We start from the raw sequence: 26,092 nt of genomic DNA, 5'->3' as shown, positions 1-26,092 counted from the left end.
CAGATAATTTGCCGGGGTGGGGGCGACTGCCGGGGCGACGGCTGCGGCTGTGGTGGGGGCGACGGCCGGGGTGGGGTCGACGGCCGGGGTGGGGTCGACCGGAGCTAGGGGCGCGGGTGGGGCGGGGCGATCCGGGAGCGGAGCTCGTCGAGCAGCACCGCGGCACCGCGCTCCACCTGCGCGAGGACCTCGTCGAAGGCCGCCTGGTCCGTGTAGTACGGGTCGAAGACGTCCGGGTCTGCCGGGCGCTCGGGATCGAACGCGGTGAAGAGCGCCACCCGCGCTGGATCTGCGCCGCGATCGAGGAGCACCTCCTCGTGGTCGCGGGCGAGGGCGATCAGCACGTCGTGGTCCGCGATGTCGGCATCGGTGAGCTGCGCGGCGCGGTGTGCAGAGCCGTCGTAGCCCCGCTCGGCGAGGGCGACCACGGTCCGCGGATCAGCGGGCTTGCCTTCGTGCCAGCCCTGCGTGCCGCGGGAACTCACCTCGATCCGATCGGCGAGGCCGGCCTCGGCGACGAGTTGGCGCAGCACCACCTCGCCCATCGGAGACCGGCAGATGTTGCCCGTGCACACAAAACTGACGCGAAGAGGAGTGCTCATGCCTCCAGTGTGCCCGAGTTCTCGCCGCCGCGAACTACCGGCCGCGCTTCTTGCGGGTACCGAGCAGGCTGTTCATGAGGCCCGACAGGAGCGACAGCACGAGCGCGGCGAGCACGCCCCACCAGAACCCGCCCACCTGGAGGCCGAAACCTGCGAGGTCCGAGAGCCACGCGACGATCGCGATCATGATCCCGTTCACGATGAGCCCGAACAGGCCAAACGTGATGATGTAGAGCGGGATCGAGACGAAGCGCACGATCCGGCCCAGCGTGCCGTTGACGAGCCCGAAGACGAGGGCCACGAGCAGCAGGGTGATCAGGTGACCGTAGTTGTCGGTCTCGATGGGCGTGATCCAGACGCCGTGGTCGCCGCTGCCGCCGACGATCAGCGTGGTGAGCCACAGCGCGAAGGCGCTGACGAGAATTCGGATGATCGCGCGCATACTGACATTCTCGCACCCCGAGCTGGGGGATCCGCCGACTGTATCCCTGCCCAGAAATACCCCCTCGATACACTGGGACTCATGAGCGACAACGCCCCGCCGCCGGTCCAGATCCGCGCCGACGTGCTCGCCACACCCGCGTATCGGCAGGGTGCGGCGCCCACGAAGGCGGGCTTCAAACTCTCGAGCAATGAGAACCCGTTCCCGCCGCTGCCCGGCGTGCTCGAGGCGATCGCCGAGCGCAGCGAGGTGAACCGCTATGCGGCCGCCGCGATGCCCGAGCTGCGCGCCCAGATCGGCGCGGAGTTCGGCGTCCCGGGCGATCACGTGCACCTCGCCGCCGGATCCGTCGCGATCCTGTACCAGCTGGTGCACGCCGCGGCCGGTGCCGGAGACGAATACCTGTACGCGTGGCCCAGCTTCGAGGCGTACCCCGCGCTCGGGCTCGCCTCCGGGGCGGTCCCCGTCGCGGTGCCACTCACCGCGACGGCCGAGCACGACCTGGACGCGATGGCCGCCGCGATCACGGAGCGCACCCGCGTGATCCTGCTGTGCACCCCGAACAACCCCACCGGCCCGGCGCTCCGCCGCACGGAGTTCGACCGCTTCATGGCGCGAGTCCCGGCCGACACCCTCGTGGTGCTCGACGAGGCCTACCGCGAGTTCGTCACCGAGCCCGACGCGGTGCGGGGCGAGGACGTCCTCGCCGCACACCCGAACCTCGTGGTGCTGCGCACCTTCTCGAAGGCCTACGGGCTCGCGGCGCTGCGCATTGGATACGGCGTGGGGGATCCCGCGATCTTCCGCGCCGCCGCGAGCGTCTCCATCCCGCTGTCGGTGACCGGGATCGCCGAGAGCGCGGCACGCGCCGCGCTCGCCCCGGAGGCGCGCGCCGTGCTGAGCGAGCGGATCGCCGTGCTCGCGGAACGCCGCGATCGCCTCGCGGCGGCGCTGCGGGAGCTGGGGGTCGCCGTGCCCGAGGCGCAGGGGAACTTCGTGTGGATCCCCGAGCGTGCCACGGGAGGCGTTCCCGACGCGCTCGCGCTCGCCGCAGACTTCGCCGCCGAGGGCACGCTCGTGCGCCCGTTTGCGGGATCCGGCGTCCGCATTTCCGTCGGTGAGGAAGAGAGCCTCACCGTCATCATTGACATCGTGCGAGGCCACCTCGCGCAGCTGGGAGGAGCCGCGTGACGCAGTCCGCACTCACCATTGACCTGCAGGATCCGGAACCGGTTCGCTTCCTCGACGACGCGGGCACGTACGCCCCGTCGGCCACCGCGGCGGAGTACGCGGAGGAGCTCGAGGGCGTGGGCGTCGCCGAGTTCCAGCAGTGGTACCGCGACATGGTCTCCACCCGAGCCTTCGACGTCGAGTGCACGCACCTGCAGCGGCAGGGCCAGCTGGCCCTCTGGGTGCCGAGCATCGGCCAGGAAGGCTGCCAGGCGGGCATCGGACGGGCGGCGGAGCCGCAGGATCACATCTTCCCGGCGTACCGGGAGCACACGATCGCACACATCCGTGGCGTTTCCCGCGTCGATCTCGCGAAGCAGTTCCGCGGCCTGACGCACGGCGGCTGGGACGTGACCGATCCGGCGCACGGGAACTTCCACCTGTACAGCCTCGTCCTCGGCACGCAGACCCAGCACGCCACCGGTTACGCGCTCGGTCAGGTGCTCGACGCGAAGCGGGCCGCCGCGGACACCGCGCTCGACGCGGGCGAAGCGGGCACTGCCACGGGCGAGGCGACGCTCGTGTTCTACGGCGACGGCACCACGAGCCAGGGCGACGCGAACGAGTCGATGATCTTCGCCGCGAGCTATCAGACCCCCGAGGTGTTCGTGGTGCAGAACAACCGCTGGGCGATCTCGGTGCCGGTGGCGCGCCAGTCGCGCACCCCGCTGTACCGCCGCGCGCTCGGGTTCGGGATCCGAGCCGTGCAGATCGACGGCAACGATCCCCTCGCCGCGTACGCGGTGGCGCGCCGCTTCCTGAAGCTTGCCCGCACGGGCCACGGCCCCGGCTACATCGAGGCGCTGACGTACCGGATCGGCGCCCACACCACCAGTGACGATCCCACGCGCTACCGGGAGGAAGACGAGCTGGCGCACTGGGAATCTCGGGATCCGGTGGCCCGGCTCGAGGCGCACCTGCGCTCCCTGGGGGTCACTGACGAGTTCTTCGCCGAGGTCCGCGAGACGGCCGACCGGGAGGCGAAGGCCGCGCGCGATGCGATCCTGCAGCTGCCGCCGCCCGAGCCCGACTCGATGTTTGCGCACGTCTACTCCGAGGAACATCCCCGGATCGAGGAGCAGCGCGCCTGGCTGGCGCGCTACGAGGCCTCATTCACCGAGCAGGAAGGAGCGGGCGCATGAGCACCGTCACCACGCTGAGCGAGCCCACCACGCTCCCGATTGCGCGGGCCATCAACGAGGGTCTGCGCGCCGCGATGGCCGCCGACGACCGCGTCCTGCTCATGGGTGAGGACATCGGCCCGCTGGGCGGCGTGTTCCGCGTCACGGACAAGCTGCAGGCGGACTTCGGCTCCGCCCGGGTGCTCGACACGCCCCTCGCCGAGGCGGGCATTGTCGGCAGCGCGATCGGCCTCGCCATGCGCGGCTACCGCCCCGTCTGCGAGATCCAGTTCGAGGGCTTCATCTTCCCCGCGTTCAACCAGATCGTCACGCAGCTCGCGAAGCTGACCAACCGTCACGACGGCGCGATCTCGATGCCGGTCGTGATCCGGGTGCCCTACGGCGGGCACATCGGCGCCGTGGAGCACCACCAGGAGAGCCCGGAGGCGTACTTCGCGCACACCCCCGGCTTGCGCGTGGTGGCCCCGTCGACCCCAAACGACGCGTACTGGATGATCCAGCAGGCGATCCAGTCGCCGGATCCGGTGCTGTTCTTCGAGCCGAAGGCGAAATACTGGCAGAAGGGCGAGGTCGATCCGACCACGCCGCTCGCGAGCCTCCACGAGACGCGTGTTGCCCGCACCGGAACCGACTGCACCGTGGTGGGCCACGGGGCGATGGTGACCACGCTGTTGCAGGCCGCGGAGATCGCCCAGTCCGAGGGCACGAGCCTCGAGGTCGTGGACCTGCGGAGCCTCTCGCCCATCGATTACGCCCCGCTGATCGCGTCCGTGCGCAAGACCGGCCGCCTCGTGGTGGCGCAGGAGGCGCAGGGCGGCGTGAGCCTCGGCAGCGAGATCGCGGCCACCGTCACCGAGCACGCCTTCACGGCGTTGCAGGCCCCGGTGCTGCGAGTGTCCGGCTACGACGTCCCGTTCCCGCCGGCACACCTTGAGGGGCTGTATCTGCCCGACGCGGACCGCGTGCTCGAGGCCGTTGACCGTACACTCAAGTATTAATCCGACGGAGGAGCCGCAATGAGTGAAATGTCGTTTCCGCTGCCCGATGTCGGCGAGGGCCTGACCGAGGCAGAAATCGTGTCCTGGAACGTCGCCCCGGGCGATCAGGTCGCGCTGAACCAGGTGATCTGCGAGATCGAAACCGCGAAGTCCGTCGTGGAGCTGCCGTCCCCGTTCGTCGGGACCGTCACCGAGCTCCTCGCGGCGCCGGGCGAGACGGTGCCGGTCGGCACGCCGATCATGCGTGTCACGACCGACGCGGCGGGTGCCGCGCCCGCGGGATCGTCGGAGTCGGCGCCCGCTGAGCCGGCCCCGGAACTCGTGGCCGAGGCGCGCGACATCGCGGCTGACGCGGCCGCGAGCGTTGAACGGGAGGAGCCCGCCGGGGCGGTGCTCGTGGGCTACGGCACCACCGGCACCGCGAAGTCGCGCCGGCGTCGTGGGGGCGAACCCCTGCTGCCCACCGCGGATGGCGTGCCCGCGGCGGTTGCCGCATCGGGGACGGGGGCCGGAGCGGTGCTCGCGAAGCCGCCGATCCGGAAGCTCGCGAAGGATCTCGGCATCACCCTGTCCGAGGTCGAGGGCACGGGCCCGTCCGGGGAGGTGCTGCGCTCCGATGTGGAGCGACAGGTGTCGCAGTCCCGCGTGTTCCGCAACCTCGAGACCCCGGAACCCTCGGAGATCCGCGAGGAGCGGATCCCGCTGAAGGGGATGCGCAAGCAGATCGCGAAAGCGATGGTCACGAGCGCGTTCGAAGCGCCGCACGTGGGGGTGTTCACCGACGTGGACGCCACGCGCACGATGGAGTTCGTGAAGCGGCTGAAGACCTCCTCCGATTTCGCCGGGGTGCGGGTGTCGCCGCTCCTGATCTTCGCGAAGGCGATGCTGTGGGCGATCCGGCGCAACCCCGAGGTGAACTCGACCTTCACCGAGAGCGAGATCATTCGTCACAACTTCGTGAACCTCGGGATCGCGGCGGCGACGCCCCGCGGCCTCGTGGTGCCGAACATCAAGGAGGCGCAGGATCTCAGCCTGCTCGAGCTCGCGAAGGCGATCGAGCAGCTGACGTTCACCGCGCGCGACGGCCGCACCCAGCCCGCCGAGATGGCGAACGGCACGATCACGATCACGAATATCGGCGTGTTCGGCATGGACTTTGGGACGCCGATCCTGAACCCGGGTGAGTGCGCCATCATGGCGATGGGGACGATCCGCGAGAAGCCGTGGGTGGTGGATGGCGAGGTGCGCCCCCGCATGGTGACGACCGTGGGGGGATCGTTCGACCACCGCATCGTGGATGGCGACGTGATCTCCCGCTTTGTCGCGGACGTCGCCTCGGTGCTGGAGGAGCCCGCGCTGCTGCTGGACTAGTGCCGCGCCGCCCCAACGGGCCTGGCTGTCATGCGCGGAGAGCGTGACACCCAGGCCCGTTGGCGTGTGCGGAGGGCTGAGCCCGGAGCGCTACGGGTGCGCCCCGCTGTCGCCGTGGCTCACCGGCTCGATCTGGATCGTCGAGTGGTCGACATCGAAGTGTTCGTGCAGGCACGCGCGCAGTTCGTCGAGGATGTCGTGATAGCCGCGCTCATCCCAGCTGGCGTCGGTCACCGTGACGTGCGCGGAGAATGCGGGAACGCCCGAGGTGATGGTCCAGGCGTGGACGTCGTGGACCTCGGTGACACCCGGCACCGCGAGCATGTGATCGCGGGTGGCGTCGAGGTCGAAGCCCTTGGGGGTGCCCTCAAGGAGGACCGCTGCGACCTCGCGGAGCAGGCTGATGGCGCGCGGGAAGATGAGGAGGGCGATGCCGATGGAGGCGATCTGATCCACGGTCGTCCATCCCGTGAACATGATGATGATCGCCGCCACCACCACGGCCACGGAGCCCAGCAGGTCGCCGAGAACCTCCAGGTAGGCCCCGCGGACGTTAAGGCTTTCCTTTTGGCCGGATCGCAGGATCAGGAGCGAGACAAGGTTCGCGAGACCACCAAACACCGCGGCCCACAGCATGATCCCGGACTCGATCTCGACCTCGGTGCCGAACCGGGCAATGGCCTGCACGAAGATCACGACCGCGATCACGCCCAGCACGATGCCGTTGATGAGCGCCGCCAGGATCTCGACGCGGAGGTAGCCGTAGGTGCGCTGCGAGGTGGCCGGAAGCGTGGCGATGAGGCTCGCGATCAGCGCGATCGCGACCCCGGTCGCGTCGGTGAGCATGTGACCCGCGTCGGCGAGGAGCGCGAGCGATTTCGAGATCAGCGCACCGATGACCTGGATGACAAACACGCTGAGCGTGATCGACAAGACGATGATCAAACGCTTGCGGTGCTTCCCGGTTGCGGTGCTGGCACCCTCGAGGCCGTGGTCATGCGACCCGCCGCCGTGCGACTCGGGTTCCGGGCGTTCGGGGTGACCGGCACTGAACACCGGATCGCAGTTCGCGGGCTGCGCGTTCTCGCTCGTCATGGTGGGAACTGTAGCAATCGCCCCGGGGCGCACGGCCGATTTCGGCCCGGCTGTGCGGATCCGGTGGGGTGCCGTGGGGTTAGACCCGGACTGCTGAGTAGCCGGCTTCCGTGACGGCGGCGGTGATCGCCTCATCCGACACGGTGCCATCGGTCTCCACGCGCAGCTTCCCGGTCTGCGCGCTGACGGTGATACCGGATACGCCGGCGAGTTCTTCGATCTCCTCGCGGACAGACATTTCGCAGTGTCCACAGGTCATGCCGGTGACCTGGAAGTCGGCGATGGTGGGGGTGGCGTTCATGGTGCTCCTTGCGGTGGGGTGCCACCAGGGTATACCCCGCCGGGGTATGGATCAAGGCTGGTGCTGGGTGCGGGGCGTATTCCCCAGTGGGTCCTATCACGCGAGCAATTGCGCCGCGAGCTGCAGCAGCGTCTCCTCCGCGCCGGGCCGCCCAATGAGCTGCACCCCAAAGGAGTGCCCCGCCTCCGTGGTCAGGATGGGCACCGCGATTGCGGGAAGACCGGTCACGTTCACCATCGACGTGTAGGGCGCCCACTCGCACTGCAGCTGATAGTCGTCGTCGGGGGAGAGTGAGGTGAAGGCGCCGACCCGGGGCGGGAGCATGGCCAGGCCCGGGGTGAGCATCACATCGTGCTGGGCCCACTGCATGCGGGCGTGCGCGGCGAAGGCGCGCAGCTGCGCCGCCGCCGTGGTGTGGTCTTCGACCGAGCGGGCGAGCGCGCGTTCGCGGAACACCCGCGTCAGCGGGGCCAGGCGCTCGGCGGCGCCGTCGGGCAGCTCGAGGAGCGAGAGCCCCGCGGTCCACGCGCGCGTGAACGCCTGCGGGTAGATCGGGTCGTAGGTCACCGCGGCATCGTCGACGGTGTGGCCAAGCCCCGCGAGGATCCGCCCGGCGAGCTCGTATGCCGCGCGAGCCTCCGGGGACAGCGGCGTCGGGTACGCGGACGCAAATGGCGACGCGTCGGAGGCGCCGATACGCAGGCCCCGCAGCGATTCGGCGCGTGCGACAGCGGTGACCGCCGGTTCATCGTGGCCCGTGCGACCGGCCCCCCGCATCGTGTCGAACAGCAGGGCGGCGTCCTGTGCCGTGCGCGCGATCGGTCCCGTGACCGTCAGGCGTGGGGACCCGAACTCGTCGCGCACGCCGCGCAGCACATCGGTGGGGATCGCGCCGAGCCCGGGCTTGAGGCCCACGAGGCCGCAGGCGAGGGCGGGGATCCGGATCGATCCGCCGCCGTCACTGCCCGGGGCAACGGGGAGGAGCCCCGCCGCGACGGCTGCCGCGCTCCCGCCCGAGGAACCACCCGCCGTGCGTGCCGGATCGAGGGGGTTGCGCGCGGGCGGTGCGATGAGGTTCTCGGAGTAGCCCGTGAGCCCGAACTCCGGCACCTGTGTCTTGCCGAGCGAGATCGCACCCGCGTCCCGCAGTACCTGGACCCCCGGGGCGTCAGCGAGCGCAACGGCGTGGGGGAGCGCCGCGCTGCCGTGTGTGGTGGGCGCCCCGGCGACATCGGTGAGGTCCTTGTGGGCGATCGGGATGCCGTGGAGCGCGGGGAGGCGGTCCCGCTCGTCACGCGGGGTGGCGGCGTAGCGCTCGTCCGCTTCCGCGGCCGCCGTCCGGGCGTGCTCGGCGGTGACGGCAACGAACGCCCCCAGCTCAGCTCGCTCCGTGATCCGGTCGAGGAAATGCTCGGTCACCTCGCGCGCCGAGAGGGTGCCGGCGCGGAGCTCGGCCCGGAGGGCGTGTGCGGAGAAATCGGAGAGAGAGGCGCTCACGCCTCCACCCTACGCGCGAGTGTATGCCGGGTGCCGGGCGGCACCGGGCCCCGCGGGCCCTGTGGCCCGCGCCGCCCCGCGCCGGGCCGCGAGCCGCGGTCCGCGCCGGCCCCGCCGGCCGACGAACGCGCAGGAGATTCTCGATCGCACAGGAGAAACGTGCCCGGATTGGGGTCTTGGGCCGTGAATCTCCGTGGGAACGGTGGCGTCGGCGTGAGGGCTGGGCGCTGGGGTGAACGGTGCGCGCGCCGGCTACCCGCGCAGCGGTAGCTGCGTGATTCGGGTGCGGAAGCCGCTCGGGGCATCCGCGCTGCGCTGCGCCCAGGCCGAGTAGTGCCACTCGTCCGTGGTTGACGTGCACGAGAGTTCGTCGTTGGGTTGGTGCGACTCGCTCCCGCAGGTCATGCCTGCTCCGCGGGCGTCGACGATGCCGAGCATGATGCCGCCCACCTGGTTCTCGGCGGCGTAGAAGAACTCCTCGTCCCCGACGCGCTCGAGCGGTGTCATCGTTTCCGGCAGCGCCCTCAGTGCTGGCTCGGCCCCGAGCTGCTGTTCGACGATGCGCGCCCGTGTCGTTTCCCACTCGTCTGGGGAATGTGGGGGTGCCTGGATCGCGTTACTGAAGAAGAGAATCGCGAGCGCGGCCGCCCCGAGTATGCCGACCCACATCGCGACCGCGGGGGCAATGCGAGGCTGTGCGGTCATGGGTGCAGTCTAGCGATCGCTGTTGCGAACGGTTCTCACGAGCGGTTATAGTGATAGTCGTTCTCATTTAGAAAGTTGCTCATGCCACGTTTCACCCGCACCACCCCGCGCTCGCGACGCACGCTGCGCGCCGCCGCCGCGCTCGCCGCCGGCGCGGCGCTCGTGCTGTCCGGCTGCTCCGCAGACCACGGCTCCGCCTCGGCCGGCGAGGGGCTCGCGGTCGTCGCGACCACCACGCAGCTCGCCGACTTCGCGCGCGAGATCGGCGGCGACGACGTGCAGGTGCGCGGCCTCCTCACGCCCGGGGGATCGGCGCACCACTTCGACCCGACGCCCGCGGACCTGCTCGCGCTCAGCGAGGCGGACGTGCTCATCGTGAACGGCGCGGGGCTCGAAACCTTCATCGACGACGCCATCGAGGCCTCGGGATTCACCGGTGAGATCATCACGGCCGCCGACGGTATCGACATCGATGAGGCCACCGAAATCACCGCGGAGGGTGAGGCCGAGGCCGCGAGCGGGGTGCAGCCCGCGCACGATCACGCGGATCACGACCACGCGGCGGAGGAGCACGCAGCCGAGGACCACGCGGATCACGACCACGCGGCGGAAGACCACGCGTCCGACGAGCCCGCGGGCCACGACGGCGCGGCCGACGAGCACGCGGACCATGATCACGCCGAGGAAACACACGATCACGGCTCGGACGACCACGCGGGCCACGATCACGGCCCCACGAACCCGCACCTCTGGACCTCCCCGCGCTATGCCGCGGACATGGCACGCCACATCGGCGCGGAGCTTGCGCGGATCGACCAGGCCGATGCTGCAGACATCGACGCGCGCACCGCGGCCTACACGGAGCGGCTCGAGGCGCTGGACGCCTGGGCCGCCGAGCAGTTCGCCGCGGTGCCCGAGGCGAGCCGCGTGCTCGTCAGCGGCCACGACTCGCTCCGCTACTACCTGCACGACTACGGCATCGCCTTCGCCGGCGCGATCCTGCCGAGCTTCGAAGACAACGCCGAGCCGAGCGCCGCGGACATCGACGCGCTGGTGGCGGCGATCCAGGAGCGCGGGGTGACGGCGGTGTTCGTCGAGTCGTCGATGAGCCCGAAGCTCGCGCGTACGATCGCGAAGGAGGCCGGCGTGCAGGTCATCGATGCCGAGTCGCTCTATGCGGATTCGCTCGGGCCGGAGGACTCCGACGGGGCCACGTACATCGGCGCGACCGTCCACAATACGCGACTCATCCTCGAGGCGTGGGGCCAGGAGGCGGGCGAGCTCCCCGCAGCACTGCAGCCGTGACCGCCGCACTCACCCTCACGGACGCGGCCTTCGGCTACGCGGGGACGACTCGGGTGGACGAGCTGACGCTGAGCCTCCCCGCCGGGGCGGCGCTCGCGCTCATTGGGCCGAACGGGTCGGGTAAATCGACGCTGCTGCGCGGCATCCTGGGTCTCGCGGACCTCACGGCCGGGAGCGTGTCGGTGCTCGGCACATCGCCGGATCGCGCGCGCCGCCTGGTGGGCTCCCTCCCGCAGGCGGACACGCGGGACACGACCCTGCCGGTGACCCTGCGCCAGGTCGTCACCATGGGCCTCTACCGCGCGCGCGGGTCCATGCGCCCCATCGGTCGTGCGGGACGCGCCGCCGTCGCGGACGCGCTCGAACGCGTCGGGCTCGCGGGCTTCGCCGGGCGCCGCTTCGGCGAGCTCTCGGGCGGGCAGCAGCAGCGCGGGATCCTCGCGCGCGCGCTCGTGTCGGATCCGCAGCTCCTGCTCCTCGACGAGCCGTTCAACGGGCTTGACCGGGAAAACCGCGAGGTCCTGCTGCAGCTGGTGCGTGAGCTGCGCGCCGAGGGCCGGTCGATTGTCGTCTCGACGCACGATCTTGAGATCGCGCAGGAGGCCTGCACCCACGTCCTGTTGCTTGCGAGCGGACACTCGCCGAACGAGCCGGGCCACCCCGCGGGCTTCGGGCCGCTCGATGAGGCGCTCACGCTCGACGCCGTGCAGCACGCGTTCCACGGCACCACCGTTGAGCTCGACGAGCACACGGTCACGACCACCCGGGAGGGCACGGAGTGATCGAGGCCGCTACCGTGTTCGGCGCGCATCACCCAGTCGAGGTGTTCGCGCTGCCGTTTATGTGGCGCGCGCTCGTGACCGTGGTGATCTTGGCCGTTGCCGCGGGCATCGTGGGCCTGTTCATCAGTTTCCGCGAAATGGAATTTGTGAGCGACGGCCTGGTGCACGCCGTGTTCCCCGGGCTCGTGATCGGTGCGGCGCTCGGGGGATCCGCGGGCGTGCTTCCCGGGGCCGTGCTCGCCGCCATCATCTCCGCCGTGCTCTTCACCGTGCTGGAGCACCGGGCCGGAGTGGGGGCCGATGCCGCGATCGCCGTGGTGCTGACCGGGCTGTTCAGCCTGGGGATCGTGCTGGTTTCGCGGCAATCGGGCTACGTGTCGCAGCTGCAGGAACTGCTGTTCGGGCGCCTGCTCACCGTGACCGAGGCGCAGCTGTGGCAGATCCTCGCGGTCGCGATCGCCGCCCTCGCCGTCGTGGCGCTGACCTGGCGGGCTCAGCTCTTTCGCGCGTTTGACGCCGCGGGGGCCGAGGCGGCCGGGTTTCGGCCGCTCCGCTCGGATCTCGCGCTCGGGGTCGCCGTGGCGCTGCTTGTCGTCGCCGGCGTCCAGGCACTCGGCGTCTTGATGGTGCTCGCGCTCCTCACCGTCCCGATGGCGGTGGCCCGGCTCCTCACGCGCGGCTTTGCCCTGCTGATCCCGCTCGCGATCCTGGTCCCGCTGCTCGCGGGGGTCGCGGGCCTCTGGCTGTCGTTTGAATGGTCGGTCGAGGCGGGGGCGACGGTGTCGCCGGGCGCTGTGGTCGTGTTGCTGCTGGTCGCCGCCTACGGCGTCGCGGCCGCCGCGCGATCGATCCGGCGCGCCCGCGCGCACCCCCGCGGGGCGGTGCGCGCATGAGCTATTTTGCGGTTGCCGCCCTCGAACTCACCCTGCTCGGGCTGCTTGCCGGACTCGCGGGCACGCTGGTGGTGCTGCGTCGGCGCTCGTTCTTCGCGGTGGCGTTGAGCCACGCGACGTTCCCCGGTGGCGTCGTGTTTGCCATCGCCGGCTGGAACCTGCTGCTCGGCCAGGCCGTGTTTGCCCTGGTGCTCGTGCTGCTCATGACGCTGCTCGGCCGGATCCGAGGCCAGGGCCGTCAGGTCACGAGCGGGGTGGTGTTGTCGTTCGGGTTCGCGCTCGGCACCTTGCTCGCGAGCCTCAACCCGGATCTCGGGATCCCGGTCGAGGCGCTGCTCGTCGGTTCGCCGCTGAGTGTGGCGGGCAGTGACGTCGGTGCCACTGCCGCAGTGCTCGTCCTCACGCTCGTGGTGCTCGCGGCGAGCTGGCGGCGGATCCTGTTCCACACCTTTGACCCGGTGGGCTTCGCCGCGGCGGGATTCCGCAGTTGGCCCGTGGAGTTGATCGTGACCGGCGTGATCGCCGCCGCGGTCGTCGTGGCGATGCCCGCGGTCGGCGCGATCCTCGGCGTGGCCGTCATCATCGGGCCCGCCGCGACGGCGCGCGTCCTCACCGACCGCCTCGAGTGGATCCCGCCCATTGCGGCCGGTATCGGGGTCGGCGGGGGGCTCCTCGGACTGTGGCTCTCACGCGAGCTCGGGATCGCGGCAGGCGGATCCGTCGGCCTCGTCCTCGCCGGAGTCTTCCTCCTGGCGGTCGCCGTGCGCGCTGGCACGCGCGCGGCGTCGCGGCGCCGGGCGGAGTTCGCTACGGTGGGGGACAGGAACCCGGCAGTGGAGGTGAAAGGTGCAGCCCAAACGTAATACGTGGCAGCGTGAAGCGGTGCGTGCGTCGCTCGCGGAGGCCCACGGTTTCGTGAGCGCGCAGCAGCTGCACCAGGTGCTCCGCGACGCCGGATCGACGATCGGCCTGGCCACCGTCTACCGCAACCTCGCGAGCCTCGCCGAAACGGGCGAGGCCGACTCGCTGCAGTCGCCCGAGGGCGAGAACCTGTTCCGATCCTGCGCCACCCAGGGGCACCACCACCACCTGATCTGCCGCGGCTGCGGGGACACGCGTGAGCTCTCCGCAACGGTGGTGGAGGAGTGGACCAAGCGTGTGGGGGCCGAGCACGGCTTCACCGAGATCGAACACGTCGTTGACCTGTTCGGCACCTGCGAGCGCTGCCGAGCCCGCGGTGTCGCACCCGCGGGCTGACCCACACCGCGCATCACGCAGGAACGCCGAAGCCGCTCGGGCGCCAGATGATCCTGGAGCCCGAGCGGCTTCGGCGTGTGGCGAGCGTGGGGGCGGCGCGGCCGCCCCCACCACTACGTGAGCTCGGTGAACTCCGTCGGTTCCTCGGGCTCGCCGCCCGTTCGGGCGCGCTTGCGCTCGGCCCGCGACGGACGCGGCGCCCGCGCCTCGCCCGTGCCCGCCAGCTGGCGCTGCGTCTCGCGCATGTCCGCGCGCTCCGCCTGCCGCTCGGCACGCCGCTCCCGCCGGTCCGCGCGCTTGGCGAGCTTCCTGTCGCGGCGTCGCTCCACCAGCGTGTAGAGGATCGGCACGAGAATCAGCGTGAGCAGCGTCGAGGAGATGAGGCCGCCGATCACGACGATCGCGAGGGGCTTCGAGATGAACACGCCGCCGCCGGTCAGGCCGAGCGACATCGGGATCAGCGCGAAGATCGTCGCCGCCGCCGTCATCAGAATGGGGCGCAACCGCAACCGCGTCCCGTGTTCCACGGCTTCATCGAGGTCGGCACCCGCGGAGCGGAGCCGGTTCACGAGGTCCATGAGCACGATCGCGTTGGTCACGACGATGCCGATGAGCATCAGGAGCCCGATGAGCGCCGGCAGGCCGAGCGGCGTGCCCGTAATGAAGAGGCCCAGGATCGCGCCGGTCGCCGCGAACGGGATCGAGACGAGCAGCACAAACGGCCCGCGGAAGCTGCGGAACGTGGCGACCATCACGAGCAGCACCAGCATGATGGCACCCAGCATTGCGGCACCGAGCTGCGCGAACGCCTCGTCCTGCTCCGCGCTCACACCGCCGAGCTCGAAGCTCACACCGGCCGGCAGGTCCGTCGTGGCGATGGCGCGATCGATCGCGGCGGATGCCGCATCGAGCTGACCCTTCTTCGGCGTCACGGTGAGCGCGACCTGGCGCTCGCCGTCAGCGCGGGTGATGACCGGGGCGGTGAGTTCCTCGGAGACCTCCGCGATCGCGCTCAGGGGGATCGCGGTGCCCGTGACCTCGGTGGCGGCCTTCTGCTCGGCCTCGGCGGCCTGCGCCTCCGCGAGCTGGGTGGCCGCGTCCGTCTGGCTCTGCCGCAGGACGGAAAGCTGCTCGTCGAGCCCGGAGACTCCGCCCTGGGCACCGGCGAGGGCCTCCTGCAGCGCGGCGATCTGCTCGGCTCGCTCCTGCGTGGCACGCAGCATCGCGTCGTCCTCGGGGGAGAGCGGCGGCTCGGGCACGATCGGCGCGGCCATGAGCTGCGCGAGCTGCTCGGAGAGCGGTCCGATCTGCGCTGCGAGTTCCCCGCGCTGCGCGGCGGCCTCGTCGATCTGCTTCGTGAGCTCGGCGTTCGCCTTGAGGCGCTGCTCTTCCGCTTCGGCCTTCGCCTTCGCCTCGAGCGCGTCAGCGGCGATCTTCTGCGCCTGCATCGTCTGCTGCGGGGTGACGGGGAGCATGATCTCGCCGAGCTGCTCGGCGGTGCGTTCCGTCCCGGGGGTGCGCAGCACGATGTCGCGGTCGCGGCCCTCGAGCATGATCCGCCCCACGTTCTGGCCCTCGAGGGCCTCGGTGACGGCGCGCGCCACGGTCGCGGGATCGAAGCCGATGTTTGCGGCCTGCAGCTCGTTGAGACGCACGCGGACCACGGGCTGCTCGCCCGCGAGTTCGCTCGTGACCGACTGCACGCCGGGCTCGTCGGCGAGCTGCTTCTCGAGCTGCTCGCTCGCAGCGCGCAGCGCGGTGGGGTCGTTGCCGCGGATCTGCAGGGCGATGCCGGATCCGCCGGCCCCGCCGACGAACGCGTCCTGCGTGAGCAGCTGCACCTCGCCCACGTCCTTCAGCGTGTCGAGGGCGCGCTGCACGCGGTCGCCGACCTGCTCAACGTCCGCGCCCTCGTCCAGCTGGACGTCGTACGACAGTTCCGTCGGGGTCCCCGCGACGCTCACGGGGATCGTGGTGATCACATCGCGCACACCGGGGACCTTGTCCAGCGCGGCTTCGACGGGCTCCGCGAGCGCGACCAGCTCGGCCGTGTCGCCCGTCTCGGGCGGCGACTGCGTGAGCTGGATGCTCTCGTTGCCGGAGGAGCCGAGGAAGTCGGTCGGGATCATGGTCGCCATCGCGAGCGTGCCGACCAGGATCAGGCTCGACGACACCAGGGTGATCACCGGATGGCGGCGCGTCGCGTTCAGCGCGGGCATGATGGCGCGCTGCAGCCGATCCGGCGCGGTGTGGATCTCGTCGAGATCCGAGTGCTCGCCGCCGTCCGCGATCGCGGGAACCGGGCGCGAGAGCTCGATCGTGTCGTCGCTCGCGTCGCCGGAGGGCGCGATCGCCGGGCCCGCGGCGGGATCCTGCGCAGCCTCGGCCGCCGGCGCCGCGGCATCCGCGCGCCGCTCCTTGCCGCGAATGAACCAGTAGGCGAGCACGGGAACGATCGTGAGCGCCACCACGAGGGAAGCGATCAGCGCGATCGATACGGTGATCGCGAACGGGCGGAAGAGCTGCCCGGCCATGCCCGACACGAACGCGATGGGGAGGAAGACGGCGACGGTGGTGAGTGTGGACGCGGTGATCGCGCCGGCGACCTGCTTGACCGAGGCGACCACGCCCTCGACCGTGAGATGGCCCGCGCCGCGCCGACGCGAGATGTTCTCGATCACCACGATCGAGTCGTCCACCACGCGACCGATCGCGATGGTCAGCGCGCCGAGGGTCAGGATGTTCAGCGTGTTGCCGCTCCACCACAGCCCGGTCAGGGTGATGAGGAGGGAAAGCGGGATCGATACCGCGGCGATGATCGTTGAGCGCCACGAGCCGAGGAACGCGAGGATCACGAGCACGGCGAAGAGCAGCCCGAGGCCGCCCTCGACGGAGAGATCGTGGATCGACTGCTCGATGAAGGGCGCCTGGTCGAAGATGGTGACGAACTCCGCCTTCAGCGTGGGGGCGAGGCGGTCCAGCTCGGCGTTGACCCCGTGCGAGATGTCGACCACGTTGGCGCCCTGGCCGGGGGTGACCTGGAGGGTCAGGGCGGGCTTGCCGTTGACGCGTGAGATCGACTCGGCGGGCACGGTCTCGGTGTGGACGTCCGCGAAGTCCGAGAGGCTCACCACACCGGTCTCGACCGTGAGGGGGATCGCGGCGATCTCCTCGACCGAGGTCAGCGCGCCACCGACCGTGACCGAGAGCGGGCCGTCCGGGGAGTCCGCCTGACCGGCGGGAATCGCCGCGCCGCGCGCCTCGAGCGCGGGGCCGATCTGCGCGGGATCCACCTTCAGCCGCGTCACGTCCGCGGGGCGCAGATCGATCAGGATCCGCTGTTCCTCGGCGCCCGCGAGCGTCACCTTCTGGACGCCGTTGACACCCTGCAACGCGGGAACGACAGTCTGGGCGAGCGCATCGCTGAAGGCGTCGTGATCGCCGGAGGTCCCGGCGCTGAGCACCATCGCGGGCATGTCGTCGGCCCCACCCGAGAACACCGTGACCTCGGAGCCCTGCGGGAAGGTGGGCTTCAGCGCCTCTGCCGCCGCACGGATCTTCGGCAGCGTCTCCTCGTCGCCGTCAAACGGCCACTCGACCATGATGTCCGCGGCTCCGCTCGACGTCGTCGACGTGACCCGCGTAATGCCCGGGACCGCGCTGAGTGCCTGCTCGGTCGGTTCAGTGACGGCGCGGGAGAGCTCCTCCGGGGCCAGGCCGGGAGACTGCACGGAGACAAATGCCATGGGCACCTGCATCGACGGCATGAGCTCCTGCTTGAGTGCGCTCATCGAGAAGAGGCCGAGTACCGCAACGGCGAGGGTGATGAGCCCAACGATCAGCCGGTTGGCAAGACTCGTACGGGTGAGGAAGGACATGGTGCCTTTCGGGCTGGGCCTCGGAGCGCGACGGGAACCGCGCGGATGCGGCTCGCCCCAGGCGTGACAAAACGGTCGATGGTTCCAGTCTTGTCGGGGCCCGAGCCCAGCACATCATCCCCTGGTACGACACGTGTCATCCCCTGGGATGAACGTGGGAAGCGGCGGCCAGCGCCGCCGCGCTATGCGGCAGGGCGCGGTTCGACCCAGGTCCAGCTGCCGAACTTGGCGGATCGTCCGTCGCCGCTTGAACGCCCGGTGAGGCGGCGCTGCACCCACGGGACCACGTGCTCGCGGGTGTAGCGGAGCTGATCTCGGGCAGACGGGGCGGGCACCGCCGCCGCCTCCGTGATCCAGTCCGCGGGGGCGGCGTGGCCCAGGGTGCGCAGCACGTTCGCCGCGACCCGGTGGTGCCCCACCGGCGCCAGGTGCAGGCGATCGTGGGACCAGTACTGGCGGCCCGCGAGATCGGCGTCCGCCCAGTTGTTCGTGTACCGGATGCCGAGGCGCTCCGCGATCCCGCCGGCGACGCGTGCGAGCTCGTCGCCCTTCGCGCGCACCCGACCGCCGCCGGGGAGGCCGCCCGTGGGATTCGCCCCAGCCAGCAGCAGCGGCTCTGCCCCGGCGTCCTGGATCCGGCGCAGCGCGGCCTCGGTCTCGGCCGCGATCCAGGCCAGATCCGTGCCCGGGCGCAGCATGTCGTTGCCGCCGCCGTTGAAGCTCACGAGGGTGGGGCCGAGCGCGATCGCAGGGACAAGCTGCTCCGCGATGATGGGGGCCAGCAGGCGGCCCCGAATGGCAAGGTTCGCGTACTGCACCGGGGCACCCGTGGCGTCCGCGAGGCCCTGCGCCACAAGGTCCGCCCACCCGCGCACGGAGCCATCGGGTTGTTCGTCCCCGACGCCCTCGGTGAAACTGTCGCCGATCGCGACGTAGCGGATTGCGGCTCGGGGCTCCTGCGCTGTTGCCATGTGGCTCAGCCTATTCCTCGGGCCCGAACGCCGGGAAGTGGCGGGGTCGAATGCGGCACCTGTTCGGGGAGCGAGCGGCACGGCGTGCGAGGATGGGGCCATGGACTGGACGCAGCATCGCTTGTACGGAATCGTCGTCGGTGCCGTGCTCGGTGCCCTGCTCGGCGCGATTCTCTGGTCGTTCGGCACCGGGTCCCGGATGGGCGTGTGGGTGACGGCGCTGCTCCTGGGCGTGGTCGTCCTGAACCTCGTGGTGTCCCAGCGAATGCACGCGGAGATTGACCGCACGGTCGTGCAGCGCGCACAGGCGATGGCCGCCGGCCAGGTGCCGGGCGAGCCCGCCCCCGCCCGGGTGCACCGGGTCTACGGTCGGCCGCTCACACGGTCCGCCACCATGCTGTGGCCCGGCACCCCGGAGCCCGCACGCCTGGTCCTGCTGCACGTGTTGCCGCCGCACGGTGGGCCCCGCAGCGCCTACGCTGTGGTGCCGCTGCGCTATGCCGTCACGCGCGGCACGCCGGTCGCGGTCGTGCTCGATCCGGCGCACCCCGATGTGGCCGTGTTCGATGATCGCGCGCCGCACGAAACCCTCGCCGCGATCGGCGCGGATCCGCGCTGGCTGACGGAGCGGGTGCCGTCGATGTTTGTGCGTCAGGGCGGCCTGGGCACGCTGCTGGCCAGCGTCGGCGGGCTGCTCTTTGCGGCGCTGCTCGGGGCGATCCTGCAGTAGCGGGTCCACCAGGGGAGACACGCCCGGCTTGCGCCGAACGCCTCGGGCAAGTAAGCTTTCCCCTTGGCTGTGCGCCGTCCCAGTGCACAGACCGCGGGGGATCAAGACGCGCTGCGAATCACTTCGCGTGCGCGTGCCCTTGCAGACAAGAAATCTTGGGTGGGGCCGTCCGGCCTCACGGTATGAGAGGAAACATCATGGCAGCAGTGTGCCAGGTGACCGGAGCCGTTCCCGGCTTTGGACACAACATTTCGCACTCGCACCGTCGCACCAAGCGTCGGTTCGATCCGAACATCCAGAAGAAGACCTACTTCGTGCCCTCGCTCGGCCGCAAGGTGACGCTCACCCTGTCGGCTAAGGGCATCAAGGTGATCGATGCTCGTGGCATCGAGTCCGTCGTTGCTGATCTGCAGAAGCGTGGGGTGAAGCTCTAATGGCTAAGGATAAGGACGTACGTCCGATCATCAAGCTCCGTTCGACGGCAGGCACCGGGTTCACGTACGTGACCAAGAAGAACCGTCGCAACACCCCCGACCGCCTCGTGCTCAAGAAGTACGATCCCGTGGTCCGCAAGCACGTTGATTTCCGAGAGGAGCGCTAAACATGGCTAAGAAGAGCATGATTGCAAAGAACAAGCAGCGTCAGGCCATCGTTGAGCGTTACGCCGCGAAGCGCCTCGAGCTGAAGAAGGCCCTCGTCGACCCGAACGGGACCGACGAGAGCCGCGAGGCCGCGCGTATCGGCCTGCAGAAGCTGCCCCGCAACGCGTCGCCCGTGCGCGTGCGTAGCCGCGACGTCATCGACGGCCGCCCCCGCGGCGTTCTGTCGAAGTTCGGCGTGTCCCGTGTGCGCTTCCGCGACATGGCGCACCGTGGCGAGCTGCCCGGCATCACCAAGTCGAGCTGGTAACAGCGGACTCTCAGGCGGGCGCGAATCCTTCGGGGTTCGCGCCCGTTTTTGCGTCCCCGGGCGACACGCCACGCGGAATTACCGCGGGAAGATCCGCAGAAAACCGCCGAACTGGGGTAGATTCGTAGCGATCAACCGATCGGACCCTCCAAATCGGTGGGGATACCTGAACCAGATCAGGGGCTCGGCCAACTGCTGTCGTCGCCCTGGAAGGACACAACATGGCACTCAACAAGACCGAGCTTGTCGCGAAGATCGCCGCTGAGACCGGCCAGAGCCAGGCCGCTGTTTCCAGCGTGCTGGACGGGCTGTTCGCCGCTGTTTCCGAGACCGTCGCCGGTGGCGAGAAGGTTTCGATCCCCGGCTGGATCTCGTTCGAGACCGCAACCACCGCGGCACGCACGGGCCGCAACCCCCGCACGGGCGAGACCATCGACATCCCCGCGGGCAAGCGCGTCAAGGTGTCGGTTGGCTCCAAGCTGAAGGCTGCCGTGAAGTAACTTCACCACCGCGCGACACCCCTGGGGCCACGGTCCCGGGGGTTTCGTGTCTCTGCGGGTTCGCGCTGATCTGACACTCATCGAGCAGGCCGTAGGCTAGATGCGTGCCTCGCTCTCTTCGTGTACTCGCGCCTGCCCTTCTCCTCGCGGCCACCATCGCCGCGTTGTTCCTCGGGCTCGCGATCGGCGGGGCGGCCAACCCCCGCGCACTCGCGGATCCGGGAACGTTTGTGCGCATCGCGGTGCCGTTGACGCGGACCCTCGTCAACGTCGCGATGGCCGGGCTGATCGGCTCGGTGGTCATGGCGATCTGGGCGCTCGCGAGCGACCGCGCTGAGGCTCGCACCGCGCTCGACGTGGCCGCCGGATCCGCGGCGATGCTCACCGTCGCCAGCGCCGCAACGCTGCTCGTCACCTACGTGGATCTCTCCGGTCTCCCGTTCTCCGGGGACGCGGCCTTCGGCGCCGGCCTGGCACAGTTCGTCACGGAGATCGAGCTGGGCCGCCTGTGGCTGATCGAGCTGCTGCTCGCCGCCGCGACCACGGTCATGGCCTTCGCGATCCGGGATCGACGGCTCACCCTCCTCGTGCTGCTTGCCGCGCTCACGACCACCCTGCCGCTCGCACTGCAGGGGCACGCCGCGGGCTCGTCGAACCACAGCCAGGCCGTGAACTCGCTCCTGGTCCACCTGATCGGCGCGGCGGTGTGGCTCGGTGGCCTGCTCACGCTCGTGTTCCTCGCGCGCGTGGTCGACCGGCAGCGCCTCTCGGTGCTGACGGCTCGGTACTCCACGCTCGCGCTGTTCGCGTTTGTTGGGGTCGCCGCCTCTGGCGTCGTGAGCGGGTGGATGCGCGTGGGGAACCTGGACGCGCTCTTCGGCACCGGCTACGGCCAGCTGCTCATGTGGAAGACGGGTGCGCTGCTCGCGCTCGGTGTGTTCGGCGCGGTGCAGCGGACGCGGCTGATCCCGCGTATCGCAGATTCCGTCTCCGGGCAGCGCGCGTTCATCTGGTTCGTGCTCGCGGAGCTCGCCGTGATGGGCCTCGCGAGCGGCATCGCGGGTGCGCTGGGGCGCACCGCGACGCCCGTGTCGTTCGAGCCCGCGCGCGATCAGGGCGGCGACATCAGCCCCGCGGAGTGGCTCACCGGCGACCCGCTGCCCCCCGAGCTGACGCCGATGAGCTACCTCACCGAGTGGAAGTTCGACCTCGCCTGGGTGCTCGTAAGCGTGTTTGGGCTCGCGCTGTACCTCGCGGGTGTGATCCGACTCAAGCGCCGCGGGGACTCCTGGCCCATCGGCCGCACGATCGCGTGGGCCCTCGGTCTCATCGGGCTTTTCTACACGACGAACGGCGCCCTCAACGCGTACGAGCAGTACCTGTTCAGCGTGCACATGCTCGCGCACATGATGCTGACGATGCTGATCCCCCTGCTGCTCGTACTCGGTGCCCCGATGACACTCGCGCTGCGCACCATCGAGAAACGCACCGACGGCTCCTGGGGCGGCCGCGAGTGGATCATGTGGGCGATCCAGACGCCGTACTCAAAGGTGATCACGCATCCGGCCGTGGCGGCCGTGGTGTTCGCCGGATCCCTCTGGGTGTTCTACTTCACCCCGATCGCCCGCTGGGCCGCCTCCGAGCACCTGGGGCACCAGTGGATGATCATCCACTTCCTCATCGCCGGCTATCTGTTCAGCCTGTCCATGATCGGCGTCGACCCGGTGCCGTACCGCTTCCCGTACCCGCTCCGCCTGGTGACGCTGTTCGCCACCATGGCGTCACACGCCTTCTTTGGGGTCACGATCATGACCGGCGACGGCCTCATGCTCGCCGACTGGTACGGCGCCATGGGACGCACCTGGGGGGCCACCCCCATCGAGGATCAGGCCGCCGGCGGCGGGATCGCCTGGGGGATCGGCGAGCTGCCCACTCTCGCCCTCGCGCTCGTGGTCGCGGTGCAGTGGTCGCGCAGCGACACGAAGGAGCAGAAGCGGAAGGACCGTGCGGCGGACCGCTCGGGCGAGGCCGAACTGCACGCCTACAACGAGATGCTTGCCGCGCAGGCTGAGCGCGACGCGAAGGTGAAGCGGTAGCTCGGGTGAGCGAGCGCGAGCGCAGGTCTCCGGGGCGACCGCGGGCCGACATGCCGGTGACGGACCGGGCCATGATCGGCGCGGCCGCCGTGAGTATCCTGTGCGAGGCTGACGCGCAGAGCCTGACCATGACCAACGTGGCCAAGCGGCTCGGCGTGCGCTCGCAGACCCTCTACCATCACGTCCGCAGCGTCTCGGACATCATCGATGCTGCGCGTGCGGTGTTGATCGGGCAGATCGACCTCGAGTGTCTGGACGAGGCTGTGCCGCTCGCGGAGGGCTTCACGGCGTTTGCGGTCCGGTACGCGGAGGTCTTTCAACCGCTCGCCGGAAACATCTGGGAGTTCTTTCGGCACCCGATCACGGACGCCACGACGATCGCCATGTACGAGCGGCTGCTCGCGCGGGCACTTGCCTCCGGATTGTCGGACGCGCGGGCGCTGACGCTGATCCTCGACGTCGAGTACGCGATTTTCATGGGGGTCTTCGAGCACGCCTCGCTGCAGTCGATTCTGGCCCCCGAGCTGCTTGAGGAACGCGGCGCAACGGCATTGGCGCGGGCGATCCGAGCCAGCGGATCCGCGACCGCGGTCGGATTACGCGCGCGGCTCGCGGAGCGGATCGAGGAGCTGGTCGCTCACGCGGAGGCGGCGTCCCGCTAGCGGCGTCCTGCTCGGTGCGTCCTGCTCGGTGCGTCCCGCTCGGTGCGAGTCCCGCTCGCTGCGCGTCCGAACATGCGCGGCGGCTTGATTATCTACACATTGAAGATATGATCGAAAAGCCGGGTCGGGCCACCGACCCGCGAACACCGATGTTCAGCACGCAAGGGAGCATGCCATGCAGGAAGCCACGCCGTTCTCGGCGGACGTTATTGTCGTCGGTGCAGGGCTCGCCGGGCTCGTGGCCGCTGACCGGCTGCGGGCCACCGGCCTCGACGTCACCGTGCTCGAGGGGGCGGACCGCCTCGGCGGACGGACGTACGGCGCGCACTGGGCCGCGGCGGGGCGCGAGATCGACCTCGGGGGCACCTGGCTGCTCCCCGGCTTCACCCGGGCGCGGGAGCTGCTCGCGGAGCTCGGTATCCCCTGCCACGAGTCGCCCGAGGTCGCGGCACCCCTGACGCACCTCAGCGACGGTGTTCGGGTGCGCCGCACCGCCGCCGGGACGGAGGCCGCCGAGCTCGACCGCGCCGCCGTGGAGATTGCAGAGATCCTCGCGCGCAGCCCGCGCCCGCTGAGCGCCGCCGAAGCGCTCGCCCGGGTGCCGCTTTCGCGGTTCGCGGGCGACTGGCATCGCGCCACCCAGCGCTACCTCGCGGGTGCCGAGCTCTCCGACATTGACGCCCGCCACCTGCTCCTCGACGCCGCGGACCTGCGCGACCCGGACCACTATGCGACGCAGATCACCGGCACCACGAAGGCGCTCGTTGACGCGCTCGCGGCCCGCTCCCAGGCCGATATTCGGCTGGGCGCGAGCGCGGCCGCGGTCGCCACCGAGGGCACTGGCTACCGCGTCACGACGCACGCGGGGGAGTCCTGGCGAGCACCCGCGCTGATTCTCGCGGTCCCGCGCAACGTCCTCGCCACGCTGGAGATCGACGGCCCGATCCGCGGGCCGCTCGCGGACCTCGCGGCGCGGCGGCACCCGGGAGCCTCGCGCAAGGACTGGTTTGTCCTCGACGGGGTGCACGATCACTTCCGAGTCTTCGCCTCGGAGGGCCCGTTTGGATACTTCCGCTCCGAGGCCCGACTCCCGGACGGGGGCATGCTGGCCGTGGGGCTCGCGCCCGGAGCCGGCGCGGTGGACCGAGCCGGGCTGGAACGCGGGATCCGTGCGTACCTGCCGGGCGCGGAGATTCGAGCGCACACGAGCCATGACTGGCGTGGGTCGCCCTGGGCGCGCGGCACCTGGTTCGTCCCCGCCCCCGGCGACCCCGAACGTCTCGCCGCGGCGCAGCAACAGCTCGCCGCCCCGGGCCGCGCCCTCTACCTCGCGGGGGGCGATGTCTCCCCGGACTACCCGGGCACGATCGAGGGTGCCATTCGCACCGGCATCGACGCCGCCGAGCGGGCGGCGCTGCAGTTGCTGCCGCGATAGCCGGACCCTCGCCGACCCGCGGGCCCGCGGGCCCGCGCCCGTCAACGCGAGAACCCATCACCTGACCGACTCACTGAGGAGTACCGATGACCCAGACCACAGCCTCGCCCGCCGCGGGTGTCAAACCACTCGCGAGCATCATTATCGTGTGGGTGTACGCGTTCCTCCCCGCGAACCTGATCCCCAGCGTCATCGGACGGCTCGTCAGCGACTTCGGGATGGATGTGACGCGGGCCGGGTTGCTCGCGACTGGCATGACCCTGCTGAACTCCGCAACGGTGCTCGCCGTCAGGCCGCTCGTGCGGCGCGGGCTCCGGGTGCCCCTCGCCCTCCTCGGGGCGGGCATTCTCGTGGGTGTCTGCGGGATCGGCATCGCTGCTCCGCTGCCCGCCGTGATCAGCGTGTTGCTGCTGGTCGCGGGGGTGGGCTCGGGGCTGGCGCTCGCGGCGGCGTCCGCGTCGATCTCGGCCACGCCCGCGCCGGAGCGGTCGACGAATATCGCGATGATCTTCAACCGCCTCGTCGTCGCGCTCGCCTACTTCCTGGTTCCCGTGATTGGGACCTCAATCGAGACGATCTTCCTGCTCATTGGCGTGCCCGGCCTGCTCGTGCTGCTCACCGCTCGGTGGCTCCCGGGGGTCCCCGCGACCGCGCATTCGGCCGCGACGGCGGGTGCCGCGAGCGCGGGCCGCCTGGCCTGGGTCCTTGCCGCCGGGATGGGCCTCCTAGCGGTCACTGACGACGGGATTATCGGCATCTCAGAGGTGATCGGGACCGGCTACTTCGGGGAGTCCGGATCCACGCTCGTCCTCAACCTGTACGCGTTCGCGATTCTCGCGGGCCTCGTCGGTGCGCTGGCCGCGCCCGTCATCACCCGCGGCCTGGGCCGGGTGGGAGCGCTCACCGTGGCGTTGGTGCTGAGCCTGCTGGGCAAGCTGTGTATCCTCGTCTTCCCGAGCGTGGGGCTGTTCTCCGCCGGGTACCTCATCTGGGGATTCGCGTTCGGGCTCTGCCTCCCGGTGATCTTTGGCCTCGCCGCCGCGATGCGTGCCGACGGCTCTGCGAGCGTCGCGGTGAACGCGACGTACGTGCTGGGGGTCGCACTCGGGCCGACGATCGCGGCCCAAGTCTTCGACCTCGGCGGCACCGGGTCGCTCGTTCCCGTCATGGGCGGGCTCGGGGTCATCGCCAGCGTCATGATGATTCTGGTTGCCCGCGCCGTGACGCGCGGTCGGCCGGACATCCCGGCCGCGCCCGCGGAGTCAGTCGCGCTCACCGACGCGTAACGCGG

Annotated in this window: 26 protein-coding genes; 18 read left to right on the top strand and 8 right to left on the bottom strand. The window is 70.5% G+C overall.

Going from position 1 to position 26,092, the window contains the following annotated elements; translation table 11 throughout:
* Window positions 1-104: 104 nt before the first annotated feature.
* Window positions 105-602 carry a low molecular weight protein-tyrosine-phosphatase gene (locus D3230_RS14170; protein ID WP_202345708.1) on the bottom strand — a complete coding sequence of 166 codons (498 nt, stop codon included), beginning with the start codon at window positions 600-602 and terminating at the stop codon, window positions 105-107.
* A gap of 34 nt (window positions 603-636) precedes the next feature.
* A complete protein-coding gene (locus tag D3230_RS14165; protein ID WP_202345707.1) occupies window positions 637-1,044 on the bottom strand; it encodes a phage holin family protein in 408 nt (135 codons plus the stop codon).
* 81 nt (window positions 1,045-1,125) lie between these two features.
* On the opposite strand from D3230_RS14165, the gene D3230_RS14160 reads away from it, so the two are divergent.
* Genes D3230_RS14160 through D3230_RS14145 form a run of 4 tightly spaced genes read left to right on the top strand, consistent with a single transcriptional unit; the run spans window position 1,126 to window position 5,785 of the window.
* Complete coding sequence (locus tag D3230_RS14160) at window positions 1,126-2,235, top strand: histidinol-phosphate transaminase (RefSeq protein WP_202345706.1); 1,110 nt, start codon at window positions 1,126-1,128, stop codon at window positions 2,233-2,235.
* A complete protein-coding gene (locus D3230_RS14155) occupies window positions 2,232-3,416 on the top strand; it encodes a thiamine pyrophosphate-dependent enzyme (protein WP_337249197.1) in 1,185 nt (394 codons plus the stop codon). Before D3230_RS14160 ends, D3230_RS14155 begins: the two co-directional genes overlap by 4 nt.
* Window positions 3,413-4,414 (top strand): alpha-ketoacid dehydrogenase subunit beta, encoded by a 1,002-nt coding sequence (locus D3230_RS14150; protein ID WP_202345705.1) that lies wholly within the window; start codon window positions 3,413-3,415, stop codon window positions 4,412-4,414. The genes D3230_RS14155 and D3230_RS14150 overlap by 4 nt, the downstream gene beginning before the upstream one ends.
* 18 nt (window positions 4,415-4,432) lie before the next feature.
* Window positions 4,433-5,785, top strand: coding sequence for a dihydrolipoamide acetyltransferase family protein (locus D3230_RS14145; protein ID WP_202345704.1), 1,353 nt, complete (start codon window positions 4,433-4,435; stop codon window positions 5,783-5,785).
* 90 nt (window positions 5,786-5,875) lie between these two features.
* On the opposite strand, the gene D3230_RS14140 is transcribed toward D3230_RS14145, so the two are convergent.
* From D3230_RS14140 to D3230_RS14125, 4 genes are all read right to left on the bottom strand, one after another.
* The gene (locus tag D3230_RS14140) at window positions 5,876-6,880 is read right to left on the bottom strand and encodes a cation diffusion facilitator family transporter (RefSeq protein WP_202345703.1); all 1,005 of its coding nucleotides are present in this window, start codon (window positions 6,878-6,880) and stop codon (window positions 5,876-5,878) included.
* A gap of 79 nt (window positions 6,881-6,959) precedes the next feature.
* Complete coding sequence (locus D3230_RS14135; protein ID WP_202345702.1) at window positions 6,960-7,181, bottom strand: heavy-metal-associated domain-containing protein; 222 nt, start codon at window positions 7,179-7,181, stop codon at window positions 6,960-6,962.
* Window positions 7,182-7,277: 96 nt separating this feature from the next.
* Entirely contained in the window at window positions 7,278-8,678 is a 1,401-nt protein-coding gene (locus D3230_RS14130; RefSeq protein ID WP_202345701.1) for an amidase family protein, read from the bottom strand.
* Window positions 8,679-8,930: 252 nt separating this feature from the next.
* Window positions 8,931-9,383 carry a hypothetical protein gene (locus tag D3230_RS14125; protein ID WP_202345700.1) on the bottom strand — a complete coding sequence of 151 codons (453 nt, stop codon included), beginning with the start codon at window positions 9,381-9,383 and terminating at the stop codon, window positions 8,931-8,933.
* Window positions 9,384-9,464: 81 nt separating this feature from the next.
* Between D3230_RS14125 and D3230_RS14120 the strand changes: the two genes are divergently transcribed.
* Genes D3230_RS14120 through D3230_RS14100 form a run of 5 tightly spaced genes read left to right on the top strand, consistent with a single transcriptional unit; the run spans window position 9,465 to window position 13,620 of the window.
* Window positions 9,465-10,688, top strand: coding sequence for a metal ABC transporter substrate-binding protein (locus D3230_RS14120; RefSeq protein ID WP_202345699.1), 1,224 nt, complete (start codon window positions 9,465-9,467; stop codon window positions 10,686-10,688).
* Entirely contained in the window at window positions 10,685-11,470 is a 786-nt protein-coding gene (locus tag D3230_RS14115) for an ATP-binding cassette domain-containing protein (RefSeq protein ID WP_202345698.1), read from the top strand. Before D3230_RS14120 ends, D3230_RS14115 begins: the two co-directional genes overlap by 4 nt.
* A complete protein-coding gene (locus D3230_RS14110) occupies window positions 11,467-12,363 on the top strand; it encodes a metal ABC transporter permease (protein ID WP_337249196.1) in 897 nt (298 codons plus the stop codon). Before D3230_RS14115 ends, D3230_RS14110 begins: the two co-directional genes overlap by 4 nt.
* The gene (locus tag D3230_RS14105; RefSeq protein WP_202345697.1) at window positions 12,360-13,226 is read left to right on the top strand and encodes a metal ABC transporter permease; all 867 of its coding nucleotides are present in this window, start codon (window positions 12,360-12,362) and stop codon (window positions 13,224-13,226) included. Before D3230_RS14110 ends, D3230_RS14105 begins: the two co-directional genes overlap by 4 nt.
* Window positions 13,210-13,620, top strand: a complete 411-nt coding sequence (locus tag D3230_RS14100) for a transcriptional repressor (protein ID WP_202345696.1) — start codon at window positions 13,210-13,212, stop codon at window positions 13,618-13,620. Before D3230_RS14105 ends, D3230_RS14100 begins: the two co-directional genes overlap by 17 nt.
* A 113-nt stretch (window positions 13,621-13,733) precedes the next feature.
* Here the strand turns inward: D3230_RS14100 and D3230_RS14095 are convergent, their stop codons facing one another.
* Complete coding sequence (locus D3230_RS14095; protein ID WP_202345695.1) at window positions 13,734-17,498, bottom strand: efflux RND transporter permease subunit; 3,765 nt, start codon at window positions 17,496-17,498, stop codon at window positions 13,734-13,736.
* Window positions 17,499-17,680: 182 nt separating this feature from the next.
* Window positions 17,681-18,469, bottom strand: a complete 789-nt coding sequence (locus tag D3230_RS14090) for an SGNH/GDSL hydrolase family protein (protein ID WP_202345694.1) — start codon at window positions 18,467-18,469, stop codon at window positions 17,681-17,683.
* 100 nt (window positions 18,470-18,569) lie between these two features.
* On the opposite strand from D3230_RS14090, the gene D3230_RS14085 reads away from it, so the two are divergent.
* From D3230_RS14085 to D3230_RS14045, 9 genes are all read left to right on the top strand, one after another.
* Complete coding sequence (locus D3230_RS14085) at window positions 18,570-19,199, top strand: hypothetical protein (RefSeq protein WP_202345693.1); 630 nt, start codon at window positions 18,570-18,572, stop codon at window positions 19,197-19,199.
* Window positions 19,200-19,396: 197 nt separating this feature from the next.
* A complete protein-coding gene (rpmB, locus tag D3230_RS14080; protein ID WP_130453229.1) occupies window positions 19,397-19,633 on the top strand; it encodes a 50S ribosomal protein L28 in 237 nt (78 codons plus the stop codon).
* Window positions 19,633-19,800: a 50S ribosomal protein L33 gene (gene rpmG / locus D3230_RS14075; RefSeq protein WP_025134216.1), complete on the top strand. Its 168-nt coding sequence runs from the start codon at window positions 19,633-19,635 to the stop codon at window positions 19,798-19,800. The genes rpmB and rpmG overlap by 1 nt, the downstream gene beginning before the upstream one ends.
* Window positions 19,801-19,802: 2 nt before the next feature.
* Entirely contained in the window at window positions 19,803-20,108 is a 306-nt protein-coding gene (gene rpsN / locus D3230_RS14070) for a 30S ribosomal protein S14 (protein ID WP_202345692.1), read from the top strand.
* A gap of 221 nt (window positions 20,109-20,329) precedes the next feature.
* A complete protein-coding gene (locus tag D3230_RS14065; RefSeq protein WP_087012842.1) occupies window positions 20,330-20,608 on the top strand; it encodes an HU family DNA-binding protein in 279 nt (92 codons plus the stop codon).
* A gap of 104 nt (window positions 20,609-20,712) precedes the next feature.
* Window positions 20,713-22,704, top strand: a complete 1,992-nt coding sequence (locus D3230_RS14060) for a cytochrome c oxidase assembly protein (RefSeq protein ID WP_202345691.1) — start codon at window positions 20,713-20,715, stop codon at window positions 22,702-22,704.
* A 71-nt stretch (window positions 22,705-22,775) separates the two neighbouring features.
* Window positions 22,776-23,366 (top strand): hypothetical protein, encoded by a 591-nt coding sequence (locus tag D3230_RS14055; protein WP_202345690.1) that lies wholly within the window; start codon window positions 22,776-22,778, stop codon window positions 23,364-23,366.
* A gap of 175 nt (window positions 23,367-23,541) precedes the next feature.
* On the top strand, window positions 23,542-24,801 hold the full coding sequence (locus D3230_RS14050) for a flavin monoamine oxidase family protein (RefSeq protein WP_202345689.1): 1,260 nt from the start codon (window positions 23,542-23,544) through the stop codon (window positions 24,799-24,801).
* Window positions 24,802-24,887: 86 nt separating this feature from the next.
* On the top strand, window positions 24,888-26,087 hold the full coding sequence (locus tag D3230_RS14045; RefSeq protein ID WP_202345688.1) for an MFS transporter: 1,200 nt from the start codon (window positions 24,888-24,890) through the stop codon (window positions 26,085-26,087).
* Window positions 26,088-26,092: the final 5 nt, after the last annotated feature.

The sequence above is a fragment of the Leucobacter chromiireducens subsp. solipictus genome (assembly GCF_016758195.1).
In the GTDB taxonomy this organism is placed as follows: Bacteria; Actinomycetota; Actinomycetes; order Actinomycetales; family Microbacteriaceae; genus Leucobacter; species Leucobacter solipictus.
This window is presented reverse-complemented; position numbering and strand designations above follow the sequence as displayed.

Coding starts and splice junctions, on each gene's coding strand:
- D3230_RS14170 (WP_202345708.1), bottom strand. CDS start 602: ATGAGCACTCCTCTTCGCGTCAGTTTTGTGTGCACGGGCAACATCTGC.
- D3230_RS14165 (WP_202345707.1), bottom strand. CDS start 1,044: ATGCGCGCGATCATCCGAATTCTCGTCAGCGCCTTCGCGCTGTGGCTC.
- D3230_RS14160 (WP_202345706.1), top strand. CDS start 1,126: ATGAGCGACAACGCCCCGCCGCCGGTCCAGATCCGCGCCGACGTGCTC.
- D3230_RS14150 (WP_202345705.1), top strand. CDS start 3,413: ATGAGCACCGTCACCACGCTGAGCGAGCCCACCACGCTCCCGATTGCG.
- D3230_RS14145 (WP_202345704.1), top strand. CDS start 4,433: ATGAGTGAAATGTCGTTTCCGCTGCCCGATGTCGGCGAGGGCCTGACC.
- D3230_RS14140 (WP_202345703.1), bottom strand. CDS start 6,880: ATGACGAGCGAGAACGCGCAGCCCGCGAACTGCGATCCGGTGTTCAGT.
- D3230_RS14135 (WP_202345702.1), bottom strand. CDS start 7,181: ATGAACGCCACCCCCACCATCGCCGACTTCCAGGTCACCGGCATGACC.
- D3230_RS14125 (WP_202345700.1), bottom strand. CDS start 9,383: ATGACCGCACAGCCTCGCATTGCCCCCGCGGTCGCGATGTGGGTCGGC.
- D3230_RS14120 (WP_202345699.1), top strand. CDS start 9,465: ATGCCACGTTTCACCCGCACCACCCCGCGCTCGCGACGCACGCTGCGC.
- D3230_RS14105 (WP_202345697.1), top strand. CDS start 12,360: ATGAGCTATTTTGCGGTTGCCGCCCTCGAACTCACCCTGCTCGGGCTG.
- D3230_RS14095 (WP_202345695.1), bottom strand. CDS start 17,498: ATGTCCTTCCTCACCCGTACGAGTCTTGCCAACCGGCTGATCGTTGGG.
- D3230_RS14090 (WP_202345694.1), bottom strand. CDS start 18,469: ATGGCAACAGCGCAGGAGCCCCGAGCCGCAATCCGCTACGTCGCGATC.
- D3230_RS14085 (WP_202345693.1), top strand. CDS start 18,570: ATGGACTGGACGCAGCATCGCTTGTACGGAATCGTCGTCGGTGCCGTG.
- rpmB (WP_130453229.1), top strand. CDS start 19,397: ATGGCAGCAGTGTGCCAGGTGACCGGAGCCGTTCCCGGCTTTGGACAC.
- rpmG (WP_025134216.1), top strand. CDS start 19,633: ATGGCTAAGGATAAGGACGTACGTCCGATCATCAAGCTCCGTTCGACG.
- rpsN (WP_202345692.1), top strand. CDS start 19,803: ATGGCTAAGAAGAGCATGATTGCAAAGAACAAGCAGCGTCAGGCCATC.
- D3230_RS14065 (WP_087012842.1), top strand. CDS start 20,330: ATGGCACTCAACAAGACCGAGCTTGTCGCGAAGATCGCCGCTGAGACC.
- D3230_RS14055 (WP_202345690.1), top strand. CDS start 22,776: ATGATCGGCGCGGCCGCCGTGAGTATCCTGTGCGAGGCTGACGCGCAG.
- D3230_RS14050 (WP_202345689.1), top strand. CDS start 23,542: ATGCAGGAAGCCACGCCGTTCTCGGCGGACGTTATTGTCGTCGGTGCA.
- D3230_RS14045 (WP_202345688.1), top strand. CDS start 24,888: ATGACCCAGACCACAGCCTCGCCCGCCGCGGGTGTCAAACCACTCGCG.